Source organism: Janthinobacterium sp. SUN137, from assembly GCF_030587265.1.
Taxonomy (GTDB): domain Bacteria; phylum Pseudomonadota; class Gammaproteobacteria; order Burkholderiales; family Burkholderiaceae_D; genus Janthinobacterium; species Janthinobacterium kumbetense.
The window spans coordinates 335,298-359,928 of the sequence record NZ_JAPWHZ010000005.1 but is presented as its reverse complement, the minus strand read 5'-3'; the positions used below and the strand labels follow the sequence as shown (position 1 = coordinate 359,928).

Sequence of the window (24,631 nt, the reverse complement as noted above, 5' to 3'; positions counted from 1 at the left end):
TTTCGTCCTTAATAATAATCAGGAGACTGGCATGGCACATCTGAATCAGCAACTGCGTCACTTATTATCTGCACTCATCGCCGCCTGCGGCTTGCTGGCCGCGCTGCCGGCCGCAGCCGGCCAGTGGGACTTCGGCCTGTATGCGAGCCTGTGGGGCTCGCGCGAGTATCAGGTCTGGCTACCGAGCAACTATAATCCGAACACGCCGCTGCCCGTCGTGTTGATGCTGCACGGCTGCGGCTCCGAGCCCAACAGCATGGCCGCCGTCAGCCGCTACAACGAACTGGCCGACAGCGAGAATTTCATCGTCGTCTATCCGCGCCAGAACGTCACGGCCAACCCCATGCGCTGCTGGAATTTCATGTTGCCGCTGAACCAGGAGCGGGGCACGGGTGAACCGGCCGTGCTGATGGGCATCTTGAACAAGGTCAAGAGCAAGTATGCGGTGCAGGACAGCCGCGTGTATGTGACGGGCATCTCGGCCGGCGGCGCCATGGCGTCCATCATGGCGGCCTGCTATTCGGACGTGTTCGCCGCCGTGATGGTGCATTCGGGCGGCATGTACAAGGGCGCCACGGGCATGGTCACGGCCGCCGACTCCCTGTTCAACGGCAGTTCCTTCGATCCGAAAGTGCGCGGCAAGGATGCCTGGCGCTGCTCGGGGTCGCCGCGCCGGCTGATGCCGACGATGGTGTTCCACGGCACTTCCGATATCGTCGTTAACCCGATCAACGGCGAGCAAACCATCGAGCAATTCCTGCAAACCAGCGATTACGGCGACGATGGCCTCGACAATGACAGCGTGCGCTACCGTGCCGACAGCATCGTGCGCCAGACCGTGCCGTATGGCCGCAGCTATTCCATCGACACCTACCTGCACAACGGCGCCGTCATCGCGCAAAAGTACACGGTCGAGGGCATGAACCACGCGTGGAGCGGCGGCCCTCCCGGCTGGCCATTCAGCGACGAGCTGGGCCCGGACGCCACCGTGATCAGCTGGAATTTCTTCAAGAATTACCAGCGCTGATGGCGTAGGGAACTGAAGCTTGTAGAATGGGGCGCCGCGATTGCGCCCCATTTTTATGCCTGTGAAAAATCCCATGCCCGCTTGCCGCCTGCTGTCCTGCCTTGCCTTCGCCTTGCTGTCCGCTTGCGCCAGTGGCGGCCCGCCCGCCCCATCGGCGGCCTACGCACTGGCGTTCGAGCGCGCCGCCCAGCAAGACAGCATGCGCAGCGAATGCGACTGGAATGTGCGCTATGCGCCCGTCGCGCCCAGGGACGCCAGCGTGGCGCAGTTGCAGGCGATCGCCACTGCGCGCCTGGCGGCCTTGCAACTGGCGCCCGCCTGGACCTTGTCCATGCCCGGCAGCGCGGCGCACGCCTTTACGGAGTCGGAGCAAGACCGTGCCGGGCTGCAATTGCTGCTCAGCATCGTTTTGCCGGCCATGGAGCGCTATCCGGCAGGCGTCTTCGCGCGCACGGGCTTGCGCCACATCGTCCTGGTCAAGGATTTGAGCGTGGACGGCCAGCGCCGCCTGGCCATGCCGGCGCCGGAAATCGACAGTGTCGTCTACGCCGACAACCTTCTGGCCGCGATGTGTCCGTCCGGCATGGAGCTGCGCGTGCACCACGAGTACTACCACTTCATCGAATACCGGCTGTTCAACGATTTCTATTACCGCGACCCAGCCTGGCTGGCCCTGAACCCGCCCGGCACAGCCTACGGCCAGGGCGGCGCCACGGCCTATGGCAAGGGCTTCCAGAACCTGGGCCACCCGCAGCCGGGCCTCGTCAGCCTGTACGCCGCCTACGGCCCCGAGGAAGACAAGGCGGAAGTGTTCGGCTGGATGATGACGCCCGCGTATGCGTTGCGGCTGGAGCAATGGAGCCTGGCGGATGCGGCGCTGGCGGCCAAGCGGCAAAGCTTGACGGAAGTAGTGGGAACCTTGGCGGATTCTTACTAAATATCAAGTATTTCCTTGCAATCTCATGGCATTGTCGGTTCTCCAGCTTGATTAAGAGCATATCCCAGTAGGGAGCGTCTTCTGCTGGCAGCACATCAGGAGCGCGGACAAGGCGTGAGGAGGACGCGTGGCGAGCCACGCAACGACGATCAACGCAGTCCCCGCTTCTGAGGCGCGCCAGCGGGAGATGTATTCATCTACTGGGATAGGCTCTAAATGCAAGTGCGAATGAGGAGAACTCCATGGACGGTGACGAGTCGATATCTGGTGCCCAGCGTCCCTTGCGCCTGCGCCTGGGTGTCTCGCCCAAGGTGCCCGCCGGCGTGCTGATACCACAGCGTATCGCCGGCAGCGAGGCGATCTGTGGCGGTATCGAGTACCGTGTGCTGTGTGTTTCGACGCATGCCGACTTGCCGCTCAGTAGTTTGATTGCCTTGCCCGCCGCCATCGATCTCGTGACGGATCAGGGCAGGCTGCGCAGTATCTGCGGCCTCGTCACGCAAGCCAGTGCCGGCGACAGCGACGGTGGGCTGGCCAGCTACCAGTTGGTGCTGACGGATGCCTTCGCCATCATGGAGAAGCGCTGCAATACGCGCGTCTTCCGGCGCCTGACGGATATCGAGATCGTCAAGACCCTGCTCGACGAGTGGATACGCAGCAATACCGTGCTGGCGCACGCCTTCCAGTATGCATTTGCCGATTTCTTCGAGGCGCAAATGTATCCGCAGCGTGAATTTGTCATGCAGCACAATGAATCCGATGCAGCCTTCGTGCGCCGCTTGCTCAAGCGTAGCGGCGTCGCCTGGTTTTTTCGTGCGGCGGGCAATACGGATACGCATGCCGAGCCGGCGCATACCCTGGTGCTATTCAACCATGCCGATGGCTTGCGGAAAAACATGGCGGATACCGTGCGCTATCACGCGGACCGCGCGACGGAACAGCGCGACACCCTGACGTCGTGGAGCGAAGTGCGCAAGCTGCAGGCGGGCAAGGTAACGCGCCATAGCTGGAATGAAGAACACCCGCGCGCGCGGCCGTTCATGACTGCCGATGCCTTGGGGCGTGGACAGCAGGGCATGCATGGCAATGCCGTTGCCGCCACGCTTGATGATTACCGCGTGCTGCCGCCGCGCGCGGGCATCGATCATGAGGCCTTGTGCCAGCTGGGCATGCTGGCCATGCAGCAGCACGATTACGAGAGCCATTGCTTTCATGCCGAAGGCAGCGTGCGCGACCTGTGCCCGGGCGAATACTTCAGCCTGGCCGAGCACCCGGACATTGACGCCTTGCCGGCGGCCGAGCGTGATTTTGTCGTTACATCGCTGCAGGTGGCAGCGCAAAATAACCTACCCCGAGAGCTTGCCGCCAGGGTAGCACGCCTGTTTGCGCGCAACCGCTGGCTGGCCGATGACATAGCGCTGCCGCAGCGCGAACTGGCGGCGGCGGTGGATGATGGCCCCCTGCGCATGCATATTGCACTGACTGCCGTGCGGCGCGGCGTGCCCATCGTCCCATCCTATGACACGCGCATCGACCTGCCGTCAGTCGCCATGCAAAGCGCCGTGGTGGTGGGACCGGCGAATGAGGAAGTTCATTGCGACGCGATGGGCCGGGTCAAGGTTCGTTTTCCCGCCACGCGCAAGCTGGACCACGAGCATGCGGGCGGCACGGGCGCCTCCGACACGGATGCCGATTCGGCCTGGATACGCGTCGCGTCGAATTGGGCGGGGAACGGACCTGGCAGCATGCAGCAATGCGGCTACCTGGGCTTGCCCCGCGTGGGCAGCGAAGTCCTGCTGGCCTTTCTGGGGGGCGATCCGGACCGGCCTATCGTCGTCGGCCAGCTGTACAACCACAACGCGCAGCCGATCGCCCTGAGCAAGGCAGGCGACTTGCCCGGTAACCGTTACTTGTCCGGCATTAAGAGCCGCGAAATCAAGGGCACGCGTGGCAACCAGCTGCGTTTTGATGATGTCCATGGGCAAATCAATGCCCAGCTTGCCAGCGATCATGGTTCCACTCAGCTCAACCTGGGCTGGCTGACGCAGGATAGGCGCAACGGCCAGGGCACGGCGCGCGGCGAGGGTGCCGAGTTGCGTACCGACGAGCAAATGGCTATGCGGGCGGGCAAGGGCATGCTGATTTCGGCCTGGAAGCGCCTGAATGGCGATGGCAGCCATATGGCGCGCAGCGAATATCTGGGCCTGATGGAAAACTGCCTGGAATTGTTTCGCTCGCTGGGCAGCTATGCGGTGGCGCATCAGGCACTGGAACAGGAAGACCAGGCGCAGCAGGCATTGCAGCAAAGTTTAAAAAATTGGGAAGGCGGCAGCAATACGGAGCCCCGCGCCGAACTGGGCGGTGCGGCGGCGATTGCCGTCACGGCGCCCGCCGGCATCAGCTTTGCCAGTTCGAAGGCCATCGTCAGCTACGCCGCCAGCAATATCGATACGGTGGCGCAGCAGCATCTGCAAACGGTCGCGGGCCAGCGCTATAGCGTGAATGCGGGCAAGGGCATATCGCTGTTTTCCCATGCGGACGGCATCCGCGCCATCGCGCACCATGGCAAGTTCCTGCTGCAAAGCCAGCATGACGACATGGAACTGAATGCGGGGAAAAACCTGAAACTGACGGCCAGCGACGGCAAGCTGACGGGCATGGCCGATGAAATCGTGTTGATCTCCAAGCACGGCGCCTTTATCCGCATCGCCGATGGCATCACCTTCGGCAGCAAGTCGCCGCTGAATTTCAATGCACCCAACTTCGTTTTCAATGATCCGCAGAGCATGGCGGTGCAATTGCCAAACTTTGCCGAGGGCAAGACCGACCAGCAATTCATTTTTCAATACGAGGGCGACGACAGTCCCGTCGATGGCGTGCCGCAAGAACCGCAGCTGGCGCCGCAGGCGCACTTTGCAGTGAAGCTGGGCGATGGTTCAGCGACGGATGGCTGCAGCGATGGGCGCGGCAAGACGGACGTGCTGGAGCGCACGGCGATGCATCTGGCCGCCATCGAAGTGTTCAACAACAAGGATTGATGACGCCAGGAGAGTGCGATGGGCAGTTATCCGACAGTGCCGTATGTCGTGGGCGACGATGTGGCGATCCTGCATTGCGAACGCAGCGTGTGCAAGAAGGTCAAGATACGCCGCAATCTGCCGGGCAATATCATCGTCATTCATGGCGTCAACGATGTGGGCGTCAGCTACAAGGCGGTGGAAGAGGGCTTGTGCGAAGGACTGACGCAAAGGCTGGGTCGCGGCTTTACGGCCGCGTCTTACCGCATGCCCGTGGCGGCGGACAAGGACAGGCTGGAAGACGATCCCGACGCCGTCTTCTTCAAGCGCACGATTGCCAAGGACACCAACAGTCCCGTGATTCCATTTTACTGGGGCTACCGCGAAGTGGGAGTGAAATGCAGCAATATCAACGGCCAGTTCGTCGACCGCTACGGCAACCGCCTCGACAAGGACCTGTCCAAGGAAGGAGGTCCTTTCGGCAACGCCACCAGCAGCTTACCCGACATGTGGCGTCCGGGGATCTATGCACCTGCGGATCCCATGGGCGATGCTTTGCGGCCCCTGAGGACGGCGCCCGGGCGCATGTACATGGTGCTGGCGGCGCAGCGCCTGGCCGCACTCATTTCCATGATCCGCGATTATGACGCGGAAGACACCGTCAGCATCGTTGCACATAGCCAGGGTTGCCTGCTGTCGCTGCTGGCGCAAGCCATGCTGATGGAAAAGGGACTGGCGCCGGCCGATAATCTGATACTCACGCATCCGCCGTACAGCCTGGTGGACAGCCTGCCCCTGTTGATGCGAGGTGCCGCCTGGTTCGACGGCGGCGAGGATGTCGCAATGAAGTCCTATTACCATTTGCTCAGTGGTGCGCAGACCATGGGCGCGCGCCTGAAGACCTTGGCGAATATAGTTACCGGCGTGGCGAAGGGCAACGGCCAGGCATGCAAGCCGTCGTTTGCCGACCTGAAGAAGGACGAATATCGTGGCATGGTCGGCAGCCGCTGGCAGAGTGCAGACGACCGCGACAATCGCCGCAAAGTCTATCTGTATTTTTGCCCTGAAGATATGACAGTGGCGCTGGACAACATCCAGGGCATAGGGTGGGATGGCGTGCCGGATTATGCAATGGGAAGTGAACTCATAGAGGAAGATGAGACGTCCAGTATCGATGGAAATAGTGTTTTTACTGGACATACCCGCATCGTGGAGCGCGAGCAGGTACGTAATGCGCTGGCGGAACTGGGCAGCAGATTTTATCAACGAATATTCAGCAACAAGACTAGGCTGGATCCTGCCACTGGAAAGTTCACGGTGTCGTTGGTAGGCAAGCCACCGCCTTTTGATTTTCCACTGCGCCTCACGACAGAAAGCGAACAGGCACACGTCGATGTTTCATTACGAAAATACCGTGCACAACACAAGGCGGTGGCCTGGCCTATCAATACCAGGTTGAGCAAGACGGAACAGCGTAACGGCATACGCACCATCACTGGCGAAACATTGAAAAAGCCGGTGCCGGCCGATTTGCGCGGTACCTCGCCAATCGATACGCCCAATATTCCCAAAACTTCCATGATGCGAAACCGTAAAGCGGAAGATCAGGGACCTGTGGAGGAAGTCGATCCCTGCGATGCATCAGTGGCACTTACCAGCGGGAGCGGCCTGCACACAACCGCCGAGGATCGCCCGGATCCGGCCGGTTATCGCCGGTTTCCAGAGCGCGATGAAGCCATACGCGGGGCCGAATTGGGCTTGATGACGACTGCCTATAACAAGGAAAAGAAACTCGATGGCAAAGGGCCGCTCGATCAACGCAAGGTCATTGCCGCTACACGCTACACGGAAGGAAATGTCTTGGCAACCATCCAGGAAAGTCCGAATGAGGCACGGTTGCGCTGGCAGCGGGAGGTTAGCGCCAAGTCTTTTCATAGCTCCATTATCGGTAGCGCGAAGAATCATAGCCAAGTGACCGCATATGACGTGGCGATTGGCAGCGGCAAGGCCAGTTCTGATCCGCAGTTCTATGCATATCTATGTGCGGTGGCGGATTGGCGGGTGAAGATATCGTATGAAGGCGGAAAACGACGGCCAGGAATCCTTTTATGGTCCGAGTTTCTTGAGACTTTTCGTATGTATTTTGATACGGAAAATAGTTGGAGAAAAAATGTAATTAAAGGGAACATATCTTATTACAACTCAGGTGTTTTACCCGCTGATTTACCGTTGCTGACAGGGCCTTTGTGGAAAATCGTCATATCAGAGACTAAAAGCGGGAAAAAAACTTCTGACGTCAAGAAGTCGAAAATTTGAATGATTTTAGATTGCTATACTTTTTTGCTCGCTCTGCGATTAACTGAAGAGCGATACCACTCAATAGTTAGAACAGGAGGTCATCATGACCGTCGTTCGTTGGATTGGTATTCCATTGCTAGTACTGTTTCTTGTCCTATTTGTTAGGTGGGTCAGTGTGTCGGCACAAGCAAATGAGCGAGAGTCAGCATCAAAAAAGAAATCTGCGCAGGTTCAGAAAGAGAGTGTAGATGGTACGACATCACGGGATGAATACGTCTTGGAAGTGATAGGCCTTGGTGTGACCTTTGATAGGTATCGGCAAGCCAAGCTATGGGATGCCTTACAAGAAGGAAGCGCTTTTACTTCTATCAGAGAACAGGATAAGAGCAAGTACGCGTGGAGCGCCTTGGATAAAAACGGGGTGAGCGGAGGGCGTGCATACGATGCGATGGAGAATGGAATCAACTTTACACCGTTGTATTGGGGAGTGCCGTCATTTTATGCTGGCCCACCAATTCGTGATTCTAAGCAACAGCCTGAAGCTGGAGTACCGATGGCGGGATTGATTGCCAGCGCGGGGACTTCCGGCATGGCATGGCATCTGTTTTCGATAGCTCCCTGGAGTCTGGCTGAACATCCTGATCAATTGCTACTGAACATATTTGAGTTTTTTGATACCCATCCTGATGTGCCATACGTGGTTCTGATGGCAGATGATAGTGCAGGGACGAGAGATGGTATTCGCGCGAAAGGGGATGTAAAGATGTTGCAGGACGGATATTACATACCTGATATGCCCGATACCACCGTGGCATTTGTGCTGGCACGGCGCGAACGTGTTGAACTTTTGCGGCCAGCGATATGGGGCGACCCCGGAAATAAGTTTGTACAAGAGCAATTCAGAGCGATGTATTATCAATTGATGGAATCTCTGGCGAAACCAGATAAGGAATTAGGAGCGGATTTTCCTTCCATACCTCGTCAACCCACCGTCGCCGAATGGCTCGCCGCCGCCGCCGCCTTCGCTCAGCGGCCCGATATCCGCGGCGTGGGCTTGCATACCTTCGATAAACTAAACCCATGGGAAAATCGTCCGCCGCGCAACTGGAAACCGACGCCGTGGTTCCCCATTCCATGGAACCGGGAACAGATGGAAACCTTCGACCGCTTGCCCTCGTTCGGTTTCGTGCACCGGCCCGTATTCGTCAAATTTACGGATGAGGAAGGCAAGCCCGTCACGCGGCGTGATGCGCGCCAGAAGATACTCAATGCGGGCTGGCAGCAGGCGCTGCAGACCTTGCCGGAAGCGGAACGCGGCAAGGGGCCGGCGCGCATCGTGGCCGGTACGGGCAAGCAGCCGGAGCAGCTGCTGATACTGGAAAGCATGCTGCACGATTACGCGGCACAGGGCGGCCCGGAAATCGACAGCGGCAAGAGCGCGCAGTTCATCAATACCGATCATCGCCTGGGCAATACCGGTGCGGCCACCTGGTTCGTGCAGATGGCCATCGGCGTGCTGGGCAGCTATCGCGACGGTGGCGCCAGTGCGGCGATCAATCTGCGCGACAATAACGAGGCGAGCATCATCTTCATCACGCCGCCATCGGACGCAACCCGCAAGAAACAGGATGCCGGCGGCGATATCTTCCGCAGCCGTATCACGCCAGCCGTCGACCCCGCAAACTACGCGGCGCCATCGGTGGAAGCCATCCTGGAAAGCCAGGCGGGACAATGATTCTGGAGGCAGCATGCGCAAGGTCATCCGGTTGGGAGACGCCACTTCGCACGGCGGCAAGGTGCTCAGTTGTGCCGCCACGCATTTTACGGTCAATGGGATTCCTGTCGCCTGCGTCGGGGACTTGTGCAGCTGCCCCATCAAGGGACATCAGGGTTGCAAGATTGCCAGCGGCTCATCCCGGCACAGCATCAATGGCATCGCTATCGCCTTCGAAGGCGATAGCACCACCTGTGGCGCCAAGTTGCTCGCTGGCGGCGCCAGCTTCCGCACGTCCTGACGTCCGCTCCTCCTGGTATTTCCTGGTAACTATATAATCTGCGCTTGGGCGATACCCGCCCTTGAACGTCGATGAAGGAATGCCATGCCTGGATCCATGCCTAGATATATCGTGCGCCCCTTGGCGCTGTGCGTAGTGTCGGCTGTGTGCCTCTCTGCCAGTGCCGCCGAGGCGGTGGCGGTGGATGCGCAGCAGCGCGCGTCCTTGCTGGAGTTTTATGCGCAGCAATATCCGGGCGAGCCGGCTGCGCGCACCGTGTTCGAGAGCGTGCCCGTGGTGGGCGGACGCGGCAGCGAAGTGGTGGGCAGCGTGGAAACGGCGCCGTATCGCGGTCATGGCGCGCTGTGCCGTACGCAGCGCACCAAGTTCGTGCTGCACGGCGAGGGTAAGCTGGCGCGCTGGCAGGAGGCGGGTATGGAGTATTACGCCTGGCTCGACCGTGGCACTTGCCGCGCCGTGGCCGAACCCGTGCGCATGCTGCAGCGCGTCCCCGATGCGGAACTGGAAGGCGTGTTGCTGTACCAGAAGCCGCTGCTGGAGCGGGCGCGCTTATTGATGGCGGGCAATACGGCCTGCGCTCCGTTGCGCGCGCTGAAGTTCGCGCTGGCGGCCGTCGACGTGGGCGCCGCCGCACCGCGCGCCGAAGAGCGCTATGCGCTCGTGTTCAAGAGCGACCGCGACAGCTACGCCCGCGTCTGGCTGCGCAAGAGCGGCGCCCAGTATGACGCGTGGAATGTGACTTGCCCGCCAGTGCTGTAAGCTGCGCCCCCTCGATTGTTTTTTTTGACTGTTGCAACCATGAACGAAAATTCCACTTCCGCCCGCAGCTGGGGCACCATCGTCACGCATAGCGACGAGATGGCCATCATCTACCGCTATGTCGACACTTTCCATGACGATTGGGATCTGTCGTCGCAGCCGGACCGCATCATCATCGCCTGGCGTTATGAGGACGAGACGGGCATGCCCGCGCCGAACGAGCGCGAGCACATGGAAGAGCTGGAAGCGGCGCTGGCGCCCGTGGTGGAAGAGGAAGGCTTCGCCACGCTGGCGCTGGTGTCGACGGGCGAGAACTTGCGCGAATGGATTTATTACACGCAGTCGGGCGAAGAATTCTTCAATCGCCTGAACAAGGCGCTGGCGCCGCGTCCAAAGTTCCCGATTGAAATCCGCAGCGCGGCCGACCCCGCCTGGTCCACGTATGCAGGCTTCATGGCCGCGCTGCCGAAGTAATTACGTCAATGCGGCGGCCACGATGCGCGTGGCGGCCGTGATGATGTCCTGGTTCGTGTCCGCTTTTTTCTGTTCGCGCGTGTAGTACACGGCGATGATCAGCGGCGCGCCGCTGGCCGGGTAGGCGACGCCGATGTCGTTGACGCTGCCATACGCGCCCGAACCCGTTTTATCCGCCACCTGCCAGCCGGCAGGCACGCCGGCGCGGATGCGCTTGTCGCCCGTCGTGTTGCCGCGCATCCACGCGTCCAGTTGCTGGCGCTGCGGTGTTGGCAAACTATTTCCCAATAACAATTGCTGCAAGCTGTGCGCCATGGACGCGGGGCTGGCCGTGTCGCGCACTTCGCCGGGAATGGCGCTATTCAATTCCGTTTCCCAGCGTTCCAGCTGGAATACCGTATTGCCGATGCTGCGCGCAAACGCCGTCACGGCTTGCGGTCCGCCCAATATTTTCATCAAGAAATTAGCCGCGCTATTGTCGCTGTACTGCAAGGTGGCGGCGCACAGGTCGGCCACGTTCATGCCGTCGGCCAGATGCTTTTCCGTGATGGGCGAATACGTGACCAGTTCTTTTTTCTCGTAGCGCACGTGCTGATCCAGCAAACCCGGCTGGCTGACGCTGCGGGCCAGCACGGCGCCCGCCAGCATGGCCTTGAAGGTGCTGGCCAGGGGAAAGCGTTCGTCGGCGCGATAGGCAACGCGCTGTTCGCTGCCGTGGCGCCAGGCGGCAACGCCGAGGCGTCCGCCTGCGGCCTGTTCCAGCGCGGCCAGCTGCGTCTGGGCGGCGGCGATACCGGTGGCGGGCGCGGCAAACAGCAGCGGTGTCGGGCACAGCAGGGCGGTGCCGCCGGCCAGCAGGAGGTGGCGGCGGACGTGGTTCAGGGATTCAGTCATGGTCGGTCAGTGTTGTTGGAGTGGAAAGGGTGGCCAGCAGTTCGCCGATGGCAAGCAGGTTGGCCGGTTTGGTCAGATGGTGGTCGAAGCCGGCCGCGCTCGACTGGCTGCGGTCGTTTTCGGCGCCCCAGCCCGTCAAGGCAACGAGCACGACGTTGGCGCCGGCCGGTATCCGGCGCAGCGCGCGCGCCACTTCGTAGCCGTTCATGCCGGGCAAGCCGATGTCGAGGAAGATGACGTCCGGTAAAAATTGCGGCGCCACGGCCAGGGCCTGTGCGCCGTCGTGGGCCACTTGCGTGGCATGGCCCATCATGTCGAGCACGGCGGCAAGGGTATCGGCCGCATCGACATTGTCGTCGACCACCAGCACGCGGAAATGCGGACCGCCGGCGGCACTGGCGGGCGTGGCCACTGTTGCGGGCGCTGCCGCTGCCTCCGCCAGCAGGGGCAGGCGCACGCTGAAGGTGCTGCCCAGGCCGGCGCCGGGACTGGCCGCCGTGGCGCTGCCGCCATGCAACTCGGCCAGGCGCCGCACCAGCGACAGGCCGATGCCCAGCCCGCCCTGCGCGCGGCCCATGTTTTGCCCCACCTGCGTAAACATGTCAAACACGGTCGTGATCGACTCGGCGGGGATGCCGACGCCGCTGTCCGTGACCTCGATCAATGCCTCGTTGCCATCGCGCCGCGCGCGCAAGCTGATCTGGCCGCCGGCCGGCGTGTACTTGGCGGCATTGTTGAGCAAATTGCCCAGCACTTGCGCCAGGCGCGTGGGGTCGGCCTCTAGCGGCAGCGCCTGCTCATCGACTTGTACCTGCAATTGATGGCGGCTGGCCTCGATCAGCGGCATGCTCGTTTCCACGGCGCTGGCGATGATGGTTTTCAAGTCCGCGCGTTCCAGCTTGAGTTCGATCTGGCCCCGCGTGATGCGGGCCACGTCCAGTAAATCGTTGACCAGATGTACCATCTGATTGACTTGCCGCTCCATCACGTCGCGCACTCTCGCCACGGTGGCGGGCTTGTCGGCGGCCAGGCGCATGATTTGCAAGCCGTTGCGGATGGGCGCCAGCGGGTTGCGCAGTTCGTGCGCCAGCGTGGCCAGGAATTCCGTCTTGCGCCGGTCCATTTCGGACAGGTTGTCGGCCAGCTGGCGCAATTGCTGCTCAGAACGCTTGCGCTCGCTGATGTCGCTGAACAATACCGTCAGCAGGCGGCTGCCGGGGCCGCCCAGGCGCGCGGCGAAGACTTCGAACCAGCGCTCCATGGCCACGGCTTCGTTTTCGTAGCGCACGGGCTCGCCGGTCTTGACGACCTGGTCGTACATGTCGAACCAGTGCTGGTCGTGGTCGGGCACGAAGCTGCGGATGGTCTTGCCGATGGCATTGTCCAGTCCCGACTGCTTGACGAAGGCGGGGTTGCCTTCCAGGTAGCGGAAATCGATGGGGCGGCCTTGCTCGTCGTACAGCATTTCGATGACGCAAAAAGCCTGGTCCATCAGCTCGATCAGGGTGCGGTAGCGTTCCTCGCTGCGGCGCAGCGCATCTTCCACCTGTTTCTGGCGCGTGATGTCGAGCAGGACGCCGGGCAATTGCAGGGGCGTGCCATCGGGCGCGTATTCCGCACGGCCCCGCGCGATGACCGAGCGGTACTGGCCATCGCCGGCGCCGACGCGGTAGCTGGCCTCGAACGGCGTGTGCGCCTGCAGCGCCTGGGCAATCTGCGCGCTGACTTGCTCGCGGTCATCGGGATGGATGATGTCCAGGTAGCGTGCCAGCGGCGCCGCCGTGGCCGCATCGGCATTGACGGGGAACAAGCGCGCCATATTGCTGTCGGCCGTGACCCGGTCTGCCACGATGTCCCAGTTCCAGGTGGCCACTTCGCCGGCCGCCAGGGTCAGGCGCAGGGTTTCCTCGTTCTGCTTGCTGGTTGTCAGGTCGAGCGAAATGCCGGACAGGGCGATCACGTTGCCGGCGCCATCGCTGGCGCAGGTGCCGCGCATGTGCGCCCAGTGCAGTGAACCATCGGGCCAGCGCACGCGGATGTCGATTTCGAAATCGCTGGCGCTGGCGATGGCCGCGTGCACCACCGTTTGCCAATGCTGCAGGTCGCCGTCGAGCATGGCGCCCGTCAGTTGCGCGTAATCGATGCGGCTGTCAGGCGGCAGGCCCAGGTTCGCCTTGAAGGCGTCGGAGCCGGCCATGCTGCCGCTGCCCAGGTCGATCTCCCACGTGCCCATGCGGCCGCCCTGCATGGCCAGGCGCAGCCGCTGTTCCGTCTGCCGTTGCCGCGTCACGTCGCTATGCGAGCCCAGCCATTCAACGATGCTGCCGTCGGGCGCCAGCACGGGCAACATGCGCACGAGCATGTTACGGTAGGCGCCGCTGACGTGGCGCAGCCGGTATTCCGCTTCGAACACGCTGGTCAAATGCGATGGCATGACGTAAGGCAAGTTGCGGTCGTCCGGATGCAGGGCATTGACCCAGCCGCGGCCCAGCAGTTCGGCCTCGGTCTGGCCCGTGAAGGCGCGCCAGGACGGCTGGTCGGCATCGAACAGGCCGAAGGTTTTCGTGCTCCAGACGATGTCGCAATGGGCGCTCAGCAGCAGATGCGCCGCCTGGGCGGCGACGGTGGAGGACGGGACGGCGTTGCTGGGCTGGCTGGGTTCTGGCATGGAGGCTATCGATGATGGTGCAGGGGGCCGGTGCCGCACTGGAATGGGGCGGCCTGGCAACTTCATTCTGGCGATATTACAACTATTTTTACCCTCGGGGCTGTCTCGCAGGGCAGCAATTCCGCTTTCGGCTGGCCTGGCGAAAAGGTGCGTCACGCGGCATGGCATCGGAGGAAATAGCAAGGCGAGCACGCTATTGTGGCTGAATAACCACTAGTCTGGCCTTTATGTTGATGAATGAATATTTTACATAACAATATTCTTGCAGCGCATAAGGCGCTTGAATTAAATTGGCGCCTTACTTAAAAGTTGGTGTTCATCAGACATCCCGGAGATGCGGCCAGAACCGCTGTCAGCTTGGACGACAGCCAGGGCAGAGCCAGTGACGCCGAGAGCGGAGAGACATCCGCTCGCGCTGTTGCACCGAAATGGTGCAAACGATCATCCAGCGCCGTACATAACCCGGAGACAGGTTTCGCAATTCTTTTTTAAACTTCTGGGAAACAACATGATCAAGATGTCCAAGATGCACAAGCGTTTGTGCGCCAAAAGCGCTGCTATGCTGGCACTGTCCGCTGCCTTGCCTATCGGCTCGGCTTATGCTGATGAAGTCGTTGCTGATACGACCCCTGCCGCCAGCCAGCTGGAAACCGTGACCGTGACGGCGCAGCGCCGCAAGGAAAATATCCGCGACGTGCCCGTCTCCGTGTCGCTGCTGCGCGACGAGAAGCTCGACGTGCTGGTGTCCGGTGGACAAGACATTCGCGTGCTGGCCGGCAAAGTGCCGAGCCTGAACGTGGAATCGTCGAATGGCCGCACTTTCCCCCGCTTCTACATCCGCGGCTACGGCAATACCGACTTCAACATCTTTGCATCGCAACCTGTTTCCCTGATTTACGACGATGTCGTGCAAGAAAATCCTATCCTCAAGGGCTATCCGATTTTCGACGTGGCTGGCGTGGAAGTGCTGCGCGGCCCGCAAGGCACCTTGTTCGGCCGCAATACGCCTGCCGGCGTGGTCAAGTTCGAATCCGTCAAGCCGAACCTGGACAAGGTTGAAGGCTATTACAACGTTTCCGCCGCCACGCACAACACCACCAATTTCGACGGCGCCGTCAACGTGCCGCTGAGCAAAGAATGGGCCATGCGTGTCTCGACCTTGCGCCAGCACCGCGACGATTACGTCGACAACACGTTTACGGGCCAGAAAAATGCGCTGGACGGCTACAACGAACACGCGGAACGCGTGCAATTGATGTATGCGCCGAACGGCACGTTCAACGCCCTGTTCAATGTGCATCAGCGCAGCACCACGGGCAGCGCGCGCGTGTTCTTCGCCAACGCCATCAAGCTGGGCACGAATGACCTGGTCGACGGTTTCAATCCGACCAAATCCTACACCGATGCCTTGAATTTCCAGGAACTGCGCACCAATGGCGCCAGCGCTCGCCTGAGCTGGGAACTCGACGGCGTGAAGCTGTACTCGATCACCGGTTTCGAACGCGTGGGCAAGTATGTGTCGCATGGCGACATCGACGGTGGCGCGCCGGGCATGGTGCCAAAGATTCCATTCCCGGTTGAAACGGCTGGCGGCATCAGCAGCGTAAAACAATACTCGCAAGAATTCCGCGCCGAATCGAAAAATGCCGGTCCGCTCAATTGGCAGGCTGGCGTGTACTACTTCAATGAAGATGCCAACGGCTACACGGATAATTTCGGCGGTAGCGACCATGCGCTCGTTTCGCACCTGGCCAGCCGCCAGAAAAACAGTGCCTGGGCCACCTTCGGTTCCGTCAACTACGCCGTCAACGATGACTTCATGGTGCGTGCCGGCTTGCGCTACACCAAGGACAAGAAGGATTTCAACACGGTGATTGCGACCAACGTCCCGCAAATCAACCCGACCAGCGCCGATGTCAGCAAAGCCAAGGTCAACTGGGACCTGAGCGGTACCTACAAGTACAACAAGGACGTGAACTTCTACGGCCGTATCGCTACCGGTTTCCGCGCGCCAAGTATCGCGCCAGCCAGCAAGGATGTGTCTGTGACCGTGGCCGATGCGGAAACGATCACCTCGGTTGAGGCGGGCATCAAGGCCGACCTGTTCAACCGCCGCGCCCGCGTCGCGTTCAGCGTGTACGACTACCAGGTGAAGAACCAGCAACTGACGGTCGTGGGCGGCACCGCGAACGTGACGCGTTTGATCAATGCAGCCAAGACGAATGGCCGCGGCGCGGAACTGGAACTGGAAGGTTTTGTCACGCCTAGCCTGAAGATGTCCCTGGGCGGCAGCTATAACTTCACGGAAATCAAGGACCCGAGCCTGTCGGTAACCCCGTGCCGCAGCTGCACCGTGACCGATCCGAAAAACGCCGCCGGCTTCGCCATCATCAATGGCAATCCGTTGCCGCAAGCGCCGAAGTGGACGGTTACCGCCACGGGCCGTTATTCGATCCCGATGGAAAACGGTGAATTCTTCGTCTTCACGGACTGGGCTTACCGCAGCAAGATCAACTTCTTCCTGTACGAGTCCACCGAGTTCACCGGCAAGCCGATGGTCGAAGGTGGCTTGCGCGTGGGCTACACCTGGGATGCCGGCAAGTATGAAATGGCCGTTTTTGGCCGCAACATCACCGACACCCAGCGTATCACGGGCGCCATCGACTTCAACAACCGCACGGGCTTCATCAATGAGCCACGTCAGTTTGGTGTGCAGTTCAAGGGCAACTTCTAATTGCCTGATACCAGGTGCCGGCCATGTGCTGGCGCCTGCATTGCTGCCCGCCCGGTTCGCCGCGGCGGGTTTTTTTATGGATGCTCGGGAAGCTGCGCCAGCCGCTGCGCCCAGGCGGGAATGGCTTGCCGCCAGAAGTCTTCCACCTTGTCGGCACGCACGTCGAGGCCGAGGAAGCGGGCCGCCGGCAGCAGCGCCGACGCCAGCAGGTCGGCGGCATTGCTTGCCGTATCAAAGGCGAGGGCGCCCGTCTGTTTGGACAGCTTTTCGCCGCTGTCGTTCGTGACGACAGGCACGTGCAGGAAACCGGGGTGGGGCAAGCCCAGCACATCCTGCAGATACAGCTGGCGCGGCGTGGAATCGAGCAAATCCGCGCCGCGCACCACCTGCGTGATGCCCTGCGCGCCATCGTCGACCACGACGGCCAGCTGATACGCCCAGTAACCATCGCCGCGCAGCACGATGAAGTCGCCCACCTCGCTGGCCAGGTCCTGCCGCTGCGGACCCGCCCAGCGGTCGGCAAAGGCGTACACGGCTTCGGCTCCCTGCGGCACCCGCAGCCGCAAGGCCCGTGCCGCCTTGCCCGGCGCCAAGCCATGGCGGCAAGTGCCCGGATACACGGCGGCCCCACCCTTGGGGCCACCCGCCTGCAGTACCGAATCCTGGATTTCCTTGCGCGAACAGCCGCACGCATACACGAGGCCATCGTCCTGCAACTGCTTCAGCGCCGCCTCGTACAGCGGCAAGCGCTTGCTCTGCCACGTCGCCTCGCCATCCCACTGCATGCCGCAGCGTTGCAGGCTGGCCAGGATGCCCAGATCGGCACCCTCGACATTACGGTCATAGTCCAGATCCTCGATGCGCAGCAGCCACGTTCCTTGATGCACCTTCGCATCGAGATAACTGGCCATGGCGGCAACGAGCGAACCCATGTGCAGGGGGCCTGAGGGGGAGGGGGCGAAGCGGCCGATGTAGGGGACGGCGAGGTGAGAACTGTTCATTCGTGCTGGCGCAAGCGCTACACAGGTAGTCTGCGCTTGTGAAGTTGGCTATGGTTGGAGTCCAGTATCGGGGAGCGAACGAGGTGTGTCAAATCGGGCGACAGGTTAGTTAATTAGTAAATACTCTACTTTATTGAAAATCTCTGCTATCTCCTCTTTGCAATAGTGGGGATCATTTAATTCTCGCCATTGAATTCCAGATAATTTTTTATTTTCCTCATGAAATTTATCTCTGAAGCTAACTACAATGCTTCCATTGTTTGGCCAGTTATTGTTGCTTATGCTTTTTAGTATATTTCCTTTTTCCATCTCATTTATTAGTGCGATCATTATATTTTTTGGCATATGTTCCAGATGATCTACCCATTCGCATTTTCTATTTTTTATTTTTTCAATATTTCTTTTATTTTCTTCAAGTATTTCTTCTTCACTCCATGACCTAGGATATATGAAGTCGTATGTGGGATTTTCTTTAGTTCCATTGTTTTTCCAGTATTTTTTATTTTTCATCTGAATTTATATCTTTCTTCTTATTCCAGGGGTGAGGCTGCTTATGTCTGATGGGGAAACGTAATATTGTGTTGCGCCACCGCTACCAAATTGTGTATTTGCTGTTGCTATTCCTTTTGCTACGCAAATATCTTTGTTTACGCGATAGACTTGTACTTCTGTCCTCATAGATCGTGGATTGCCCATGCTATCTTTCCCTGCGGTTACCTGGGTTAGCTCATGATACTTCTTTACGTCGCCGGCTGATTTCATTAGGGTATGATTTGTGACGCCAAAGCCTGGTGCTGCTCCTGGTGATAAGGAATATAAAATTGTCCCCTTTTTTAATACCATATTGGTATAAGTATCTACAAAAGCGTAAGGATTGTTTGGGTATGTTGCTGTTCCTTGAGTTGCCCTTGCTTCGGATGCAGGATCCTTCCCAGCGCAAGGGTCGCAAGGTGTATTTTTTTGGCATCCAGCAGACAAACCCAGTGGATCGATCCATTGGGTTGGTGATTGAACATAAGTATATCCGTTCAGCCCTCCTAATAATCCTATCGGATCCTGCGTCAAGTACCTTGCAATGCCAGCGTCATAGTAGCGATATCGGTTATAAAACAGTCCAGTCTCTTGATCCTCATACTGCCCCTGAAACCGCAGCGGCTGCTCGATTTCCCCTTCCACATAAAGCAAGCGCCCCCAAGCCTTGTAGCGCCCGCTCCAGACCACGTTTCCTTGCGCATCCGTCAGCTCGCGTGGCGTGCCCAGGTGGTCGCAGTGGTAGTGGGTGATGCGGTCGCATGCTGCCGCGTCGCCGGCTGCTGCCTGGATACCTTGCCATGCCGATACATGATGCGCTTCAATGTCCGCCTGTTCTTGCGCAATGGCTGCCTGCAGTTCGACGTCGTGCCGGGTGGCGGGTAAATCCCACTGTGCGATGCGCGGCAGGTAGACCGCACTTGCCTGGCGGCAGGTTGGCGAACTGATCCTGGCCAGCGGCACGAAGCTGTCCGGCTCGTACAAATATGTGACAGTCTCGTCGTGCCCAAGTTCCTGCGCCAGCGTGTCACCGTCCCAGACGAAGAAGGTGGTGGCGGCGCTAGTGCGTGCGGGCTGGTCTTTGGTGATGTCCTGCCGATTGCTCCAGTGTGCTTCTTCTACCCGCTTGGCGATGCGGCGGCTGAAGGCGTCATAAAAATAGCGGGCGTGGTGGCGCGACTGGCGTTCTGTCCTGGTGGTGTGGCTGAGGCGGTTTTCGGCGTCGTATTCAAGCGCCAGGTCGCTCCACGTCGATTCCCTGCCCGGTGGATGGAAGCGCTTGCCGGTGGCATTGCCTTGCTCGTCGTAGTCGTATTCCGTATCGCCGTAGCGTTGCAGGACGTTGCCGGTAGCGGGCGCAGTGTCGACCAGATTGCCTGCCGGGTCGAAGGCGAAATGTTCGGCCAGGCCCGCTTGCACGGCGGACAGCAACTGTCCGACGGGGTCATAGGCGTAGCTGAGTTTGCCGAGCGGGCCGGCAGCCGTGGAACCCGTTTGGAAAATAGTGGTCAGGTTGCCTTGCGCATCGTAGTCGAAGCGGCGTTCGCGCACAGGGGCGGGCGCATCGGCGCCGCGTGCCAGGGTCAGCTGGGTGAGCCGCGATTGCGGGTCGTACTGGCGCGTGGCCAGCAAGCCGCTGCTGCCCAGCTGCCGCTGCTTTTCCCGGTGCAGCTTGTCGCGCTCCACGTCAACCACGGCCTTGCCTTGCCACAGTACGCCATGCCAGTGGCCGGAACCGTAGCGCAAGGTATCGATGCGGCGACCGTTCGGCAAGACCGTCTGGATACGGTTGCCCAGTTCGTCATAGGCGTGCGTCATGACAAAGCTGGCGTCCGGTACGCGCGGGGCGTTCGGCAACCGTGCCGTCGCTGGCAAGTCTTGCAGGAAACAGGCGCTGCGCTCCTCGATCAGCTGGCCCAGCGCGTCGTGGACAAAGCGCTGTTCGGCTTGTGGCGCGGACACGGCCGTCAGGCGGCCCAGCGCATCGTAGGCGTAGCGCACCACGCCATCCGCCGTGGTCTTGACTTGTAACAAACCGAGCGCGTCGCGCAGCAACTGCGTGCGCTTGCTGCCGCACTCGGTGGCGGTCAGGTTGCCGGCCTGGTCGTAACTGTACTCGGTGCGCTTGCCGTCGAAGCCTGTTTCCGACGTCAGCCAGCCTTCCGTGTGATACGCGAGCCGGTAGCTTTCGCCCTTGGCATTGATCAATTCCGTTAGTTGCAGCGCGCCATCGTAGCGATACTGCAAAGTCTGGCCGATGGCGTCCGTGCGTTCGACGGGCAAGCCCTGGCCGTTGTAGCGGTAGCGCGTCTGCTGATCGGCCGCATCCACGTGCAGGAGCAGATTGCCGTCCCCATCGTAGGCGTATTGCTCCCGGGTTTGATCGGGCGCCGTGAGACGGATCAGCCGGCCCAGCGCGTCATAGGCATAGCGGGTGGTATGGCCCAGTGCATCGCGGGCCGCTTCCAGCCGCCCCAGCGCATCGTAGCGGTATTCGCTGGTATGGCCGGAGCAGTCCGTGTAGGCGGTCAGCCAGCCCTGACGGTTGTACTGAAAATGCTTGCTGCCGCCCCTGGCGTCGATCAGCTCCACCAACTGGCCGCGCTGGTCGTAGCGATAGCGCGTGACGTGGCCCAATGCATCCGTGATGCTGACGGGACGGCCTGCCGCGTCGTATTCGCGCAGGGTGGTGTTGCCCAGCGCATCCGTGAAGGCGATAGGTTGATTTCCAGCATCGTATGCGATGCTGCTGCTGTGTCCCTTGGCATCGGTGCTGCGGGTCAGGTTGCCGGCTGCATCGTAGGCATAGCGCATGGCGGCGCCGTTGGCGTCGATATCGGCCAGCAGCATGCCATCGCGATCCCATTCGCGCCGGCCCAGCGAGGCAGCCTTGCCATCGATGACGCGGCGCACTTCGGTGACCAGCCAGTTGGCGTCGAATGTGTATTCGAGGACGCCGCCGTTTTCCGTGACGCGGCTGGTGTCGTTGTCCACATAATCGATGCGCGTGTGCTCGCTGCCGTCCTGGGCGAGCGTGGCGATGGCGCGCGCCTGGTAACTGTTGGCCAGGGTGACGGGGAAACGTTCGACCAGCTCCTGCTCGCTCAAGGGGGAACCGCTCCAGCGGGCGCGCAGCGCGTCCAGGCTGATCCATTCCAGCTCGTAACTAAAACCCGTGTAGCTGCTGCACGACGTGAGCAGGTGGTGACGATAGCTGTAGCAACGCGTGTCACCGAGCGCATTCGACTGGCTGATCAGGTTGTGGCGCGGCGCGAAGGGCGCCAGGGTATCGTTCGTCTCGACGGCATAGGCGTAGCGGACGTGGCAGAGGCGGCTGCCGTCTGGCAACACCTCGTCGACTCTTCCGATGTGGATGGCCTTTTCCGACTCCCCGCGCATGGCTTCGAGCACGCTGCCATCGTCGCTGCGCAGGCGCAGCAGCACTTCGCCCGGCTTGGTATCGATCAAGCGGTCGATGCTGATGCCGCGTCCGTCGCGCCCTTCGCTACGCACGAGTGCAAAGCGCTGCGTGGCGATGGGTGCGGACGGGGCCTGCATGGCGTTGACGCCGTCGTAGCCGTGCGGCAGCCAGCCGCCTTCGGCGCGCGCATAGCGGTCGACGCTGCCGTCGCGCCATAGCACGGTAAAGGTGTCGGCGCCGTCGCGCGTGAGCGTAAAACCTTCCTTGCGGCTGTCGTGCCGCTGGCCCGGTTCCAAACCAGGCAGGCGCAGGGCGCGGCCGCTGTCGTCGTGGTAGACGATGCCTGCCTCGCACAGCGACAGGCTGGTGGTGTAGGGCGTGGACCAGCGCGCACCCAGCAAGCCCCCGTCTTCGCATTCGGCGCCGGAACGGTAGCAGCGCGTCCAGGCGATGGGGATGCTGCGTTCGAGCGTGAAATCCGTCTGGTACAGGATTTCCTGGCCCGTGCCGAAATGCACGGGCTTGCGGCCCTTGACGGTTTTTTTCGCGGGGCCGCTATCCTTGGGGCAGCAGTCGGAAGGCGGCTCCGATTTCGGTTCTTTCTTGCCACGGCTCTTGCCGTCGTCGCCGCCGTTTTTCGGGGGCGGTTTGTCGAGCTTGGGTGGTGGCTTGTCCGGCTTTTTTCCGACCAGCTTGTCCTTCACCTTGTTGATGGTCGGCGCCGCTTTTTTGTCGAGGAATTTGCTCAGTATTTTTCCACCAGGAATCTTGCTGAACACCGCTGTTTGCAGTAATGTGCCTGCCGCATTCGTGACGATGTCCGAGGCCGTATTGAGTAAATCAGGGGTCTTGCCTGTCAATATGTAATCGGCCGCCTGGTCGAGTACCGTGGCCGACGCTTCCATGGCCGTGCCTGTCACAACGGTCGTCGTGCCGGTAACCGCGCCAGTTGCTGCCGCTGTTTCCATCGCGGCAGCTGCCGGCAGGCCAACGCCGGTTGCCGCAGCGCCCAGTCCGGCGACACCCAGCACGGCACTGCCTGTCAGGACGGTGCCGCCCACGTCTACCAGATCTTCGGCGGCGCCATGCATTTTCTTGGAGCCATGATCCTTGTAATCTTGTGCCGCTTCCCGTATCGCCGCCTTCAGTTCCTTGAGCATGGGCTTCGCCGCCTCCCCACCCCGTTCATAAATCTTGCCCACGGTATTGCGCGAATTCATCCACACTTCGCGCCCCATCTGCACCAGGCTGGCGCCGTTGGCGCGGTGGATGGGGCTGGCCACCTTGGTGTCGACCTGCTTGCCGACGGTGCCGCTCTTGACGCCGCCCGCCTTGCCGGCCGCGTCGCCCTTGACGGTGGGAATGATGCTGCGCTGGTGCAGGATGACGGGCTCGCTGTGCGACTTGACGTTGGGCGAGGCGTTTTGCGCCTCTGAAAATTCGCCGATGATGTTGTAGGGAATAGGTGGCGTGCTGGAGCCGACGGGCGTCTTGCAAATGTCGGGGCTGAGGCTGACGCAATAGAAGCGCGAGGCCTTGGTGACGGTTTCATTCGTCATGGTTTCTTGCCTTGCCCGGCGGCTTCGCTTAGCGCTTCCTGCGCTTGCTCCAGCAGTTCGATGCGGGCGATCTGCGCCGGCTCCATCACGTGCAGCAGGCGCGACGCGACCTGGCCCGCGTCGGCCGGCACGATGGCGCGCCACACCAGTTCCACGGTGCCCGCCTCGGGATCGACCAGCACCGTATCGATGGCCAGGCGCCAGACGAGCAACTGGTCGTTCTTGTCCGCCAGCAGCAAACACAGCACCTGCCGAGGCAGGGAAAAGCGCAGCACCGTGTTGCCGCGCGGGTCGATGCGGGCCGAGCGATGGTCGTGACGGCACAGATTGGTCAAGCTGAATTGTTCCAGTCCCGCCAGATGCGGGCATTGCTGGTCGGGCGGCGTGCAGTTCCAGTACGCGAAATCGAAGTCTTCCGGCAGGGCGGGGATGTCGTCGGCATCCCATTGATCCTTGACGACGATGTTGCCGGTCAGCGCGCGGCGCGGCAGCCAGCCACGGCCGATAACGGCCAGCCCCGCTGGCGGTGGCAGTTCCTTGCCGCCGGCGCCTTGCCAGAACTGGGCGGCCGTGCACGGCAGCGATGGCTGCGTGATACGGGGCGCGGGCACCTCATCGATATGTTTTCCATCCAGGTACCAGTGCCGCGCGAAACCGCGTCCCAGGGGATTGGCCTGGCAGGAGTCGTGCGCCGCCGCGTTGCAGTCATCGGCCTCGATGCGGCATTGCCCGCCATACGCGTAGGCATAGTGCAGCGGCAATTGCAGGAACGCTAACGGTGCAGATAGCTGCCACGGATTGGGCCGCAGCAAGCCCACGGTGGCGATGCGGGCACAGCCTTGCACCAGGCGCGTGAGGACGGCTTTCTTGCGGAAGGCGCGTTCGCCGCACCCTTGCAGGGTCTTGTCGATCAGGGTCTTCTTTTCCGATTGCACCTTCAGGTTGACGAGAAATTGCGGCATCGCCTGGCCGCGCGGCGCGTGCGCCACGCCATTGACGATCACGTCGCAGCGCGGTTTATAGGGCGCGAAGTCGCTTTCCTGCACGGTGCCCGCCTGCGTGTCGTCGTCCAGATGCAGGTCTTGCGTGGCCAGCGGCGACTGGCGCGCCATGGGCAGCAGGCTGGCCAGGCCGTCCGCGCCGCAGGGGCCAAGCGTGTAGCCCATGCGCACCACCACCACATGGAAGGCTGCGCCAAACTGGTCGAGCATGTCGAACTGGCTGGCTGCATGCGGCGTGCGGTTGTCGAACAGCAGGTTGGGAATATCGAAATGGGCTGTGCCGGCGTCGTTCATC

The 24,631-nt window shown here is 61.0% G+C and carries 15 protein-coding genes; 9 read left to right on the top strand and 6 right to left on the bottom strand.

The window, feature by feature from the left end; all coding sequences use genetic code 11:
* Positions 1-31: 31 nt before the first annotated feature.
* From O3298_RS25680 to O3298_RS25645, 8 genes are all read left to right on the top strand, one after another.
* A complete protein-coding gene (locus tag O3298_RS25680; protein WP_305054351.1) occupies positions 32-1,027 on the top strand; it encodes a PHB depolymerase family esterase in 996 nt (331 codons plus the stop codon).
* A 73-nt stretch (positions 1,028-1,100) separates the two neighbouring features.
* Positions 1,101-1,964: a hypothetical protein gene (locus O3298_RS25675; protein ID WP_305060866.1), complete on the top strand. Its 864-nt coding sequence runs from the start codon at positions 1,101-1,103 to the stop codon at positions 1,962-1,964.
* 242 nt (positions 1,965-2,206) lie between these two features.
* Positions 2,207-5,002 carry a type VI secretion system Vgr family protein gene (locus O3298_RS25670; protein WP_305060865.1) on the top strand — a complete coding sequence of 932 codons (2,796 nt, stop codon included), beginning with the start codon at positions 2,207-2,209 and terminating at the stop codon, positions 5,000-5,002.
* Between the two features lie 18 nt (positions 5,003-5,020).
* Positions 5,021-7,297: a DUF3274 domain-containing protein gene (locus O3298_RS25665; protein ID WP_305060864.1), complete on the top strand. Its 2,277-nt coding sequence runs from the start codon at positions 5,021-5,023 to the stop codon at positions 7,295-7,297.
* Positions 7,298-7,382: 85 nt separating this feature from the next.
* A complete protein-coding gene (locus O3298_RS25660) occupies positions 7,383-9,014 on the top strand; it encodes a DUF2875 family protein (RefSeq protein ID WP_305060863.1) in 1,632 nt (543 codons plus the stop codon).
* 13 nt (positions 9,015-9,027) lie between these two features.
* The gene (locus O3298_RS25655) at positions 9,028-9,294 is read left to right on the top strand and encodes a PAAR domain-containing protein (protein WP_099665253.1); all 267 of its coding nucleotides are present in this window, start codon (positions 9,028-9,030) and stop codon (positions 9,292-9,294) included.
* A gap of 96 nt (positions 9,295-9,390) precedes the next feature.
* Positions 9,391-10,053 carry a hypothetical protein gene (locus O3298_RS25650; RefSeq protein ID WP_305060862.1) on the top strand — a complete coding sequence of 221 codons (663 nt, stop codon included), beginning with the start codon at positions 9,391-9,393 and terminating at the stop codon, positions 10,051-10,053.
* A 39-nt stretch (positions 10,054-10,092) separates the two neighbouring features.
* A complete protein-coding gene (locus tag O3298_RS25645; protein ID WP_305060861.1) occupies positions 10,093-10,527 on the top strand; it encodes a DUF695 domain-containing protein in 435 nt (144 codons plus the stop codon).
* Here O3298_RS25645 and bla read toward each other — a convergent pair whose 3' ends face one another.
* Both bla and O3298_RS25635 read right to left on the bottom strand, forming a co-directional pair.
* The gene (gene bla / locus O3298_RS25640) at positions 10,528-11,421 is read right to left on the bottom strand and encodes a class A beta-lactamase (protein WP_305060860.1); all 894 of its coding nucleotides are present in this window, start codon (positions 11,419-11,421) and stop codon (positions 10,528-10,530) included.
* Positions 11,414-14,089 carry a PAS domain-containing protein gene (locus O3298_RS25635; RefSeq protein WP_305060859.1) on the bottom strand — a complete coding sequence of 892 codons (2,676 nt, stop codon included), beginning with the start codon at positions 14,087-14,089 and terminating at the stop codon, positions 11,414-11,416. The genes bla and O3298_RS25635 overlap by 8 nt, the downstream gene beginning before the upstream one ends.
* Before the next feature lie 508 nt (positions 14,090-14,597).
* Here O3298_RS25635 and O3298_RS25630 point away from each other — a divergent pair.
* Entirely contained in the window at positions 14,598-16,823 is a 2,226-nt protein-coding gene (locus O3298_RS25630) for a TonB-dependent receptor (protein WP_305060858.1), read from the top strand.
* A 74-nt stretch (positions 16,824-16,897) separates the two neighbouring features.
* Here O3298_RS25630 and gluQRS read toward each other — a convergent pair whose 3' ends face one another.
* The 4 genes from gluQRS to O3298_RS25610 form a co-directional block, all read right to left on the bottom strand.
* Entirely contained in the window at positions 16,898-17,824 is a 927-nt protein-coding gene (gene gluQRS / locus O3298_RS25625; RefSeq protein WP_289918181.1) for a tRNA glutamyl-Q(34) synthetase GluQRS, read from the bottom strand.
* A gap of 105 nt (positions 17,825-17,929) precedes the next feature.
* On the bottom strand, positions 17,930-18,334 hold the full coding sequence (locus O3298_RS25620; protein WP_289906299.1) for a hypothetical protein: 405 nt from the start codon (positions 18,332-18,334) through the stop codon (positions 17,930-17,932).
* Positions 18,335-18,340: 6 nt separating this feature from the next.
* Positions 18,341-23,335, bottom strand: a complete 4,995-nt coding sequence (locus tag O3298_RS25615) for a PAAR-like domain-containing protein (protein WP_305060857.1) — start codon at positions 23,333-23,335, stop codon at positions 18,341-18,343.
* Positions 23,332-24,630, bottom strand: a complete 1,299-nt coding sequence (locus tag O3298_RS25610; RefSeq protein WP_305060856.1) for a DUF2169 domain-containing protein — start codon at positions 24,628-24,630, stop codon at positions 23,332-23,334. The genes O3298_RS25615 and O3298_RS25610 overlap by 4 nt, the downstream gene beginning before the upstream one ends.
* Position 24,631: the final 1 nt, after the last annotated feature.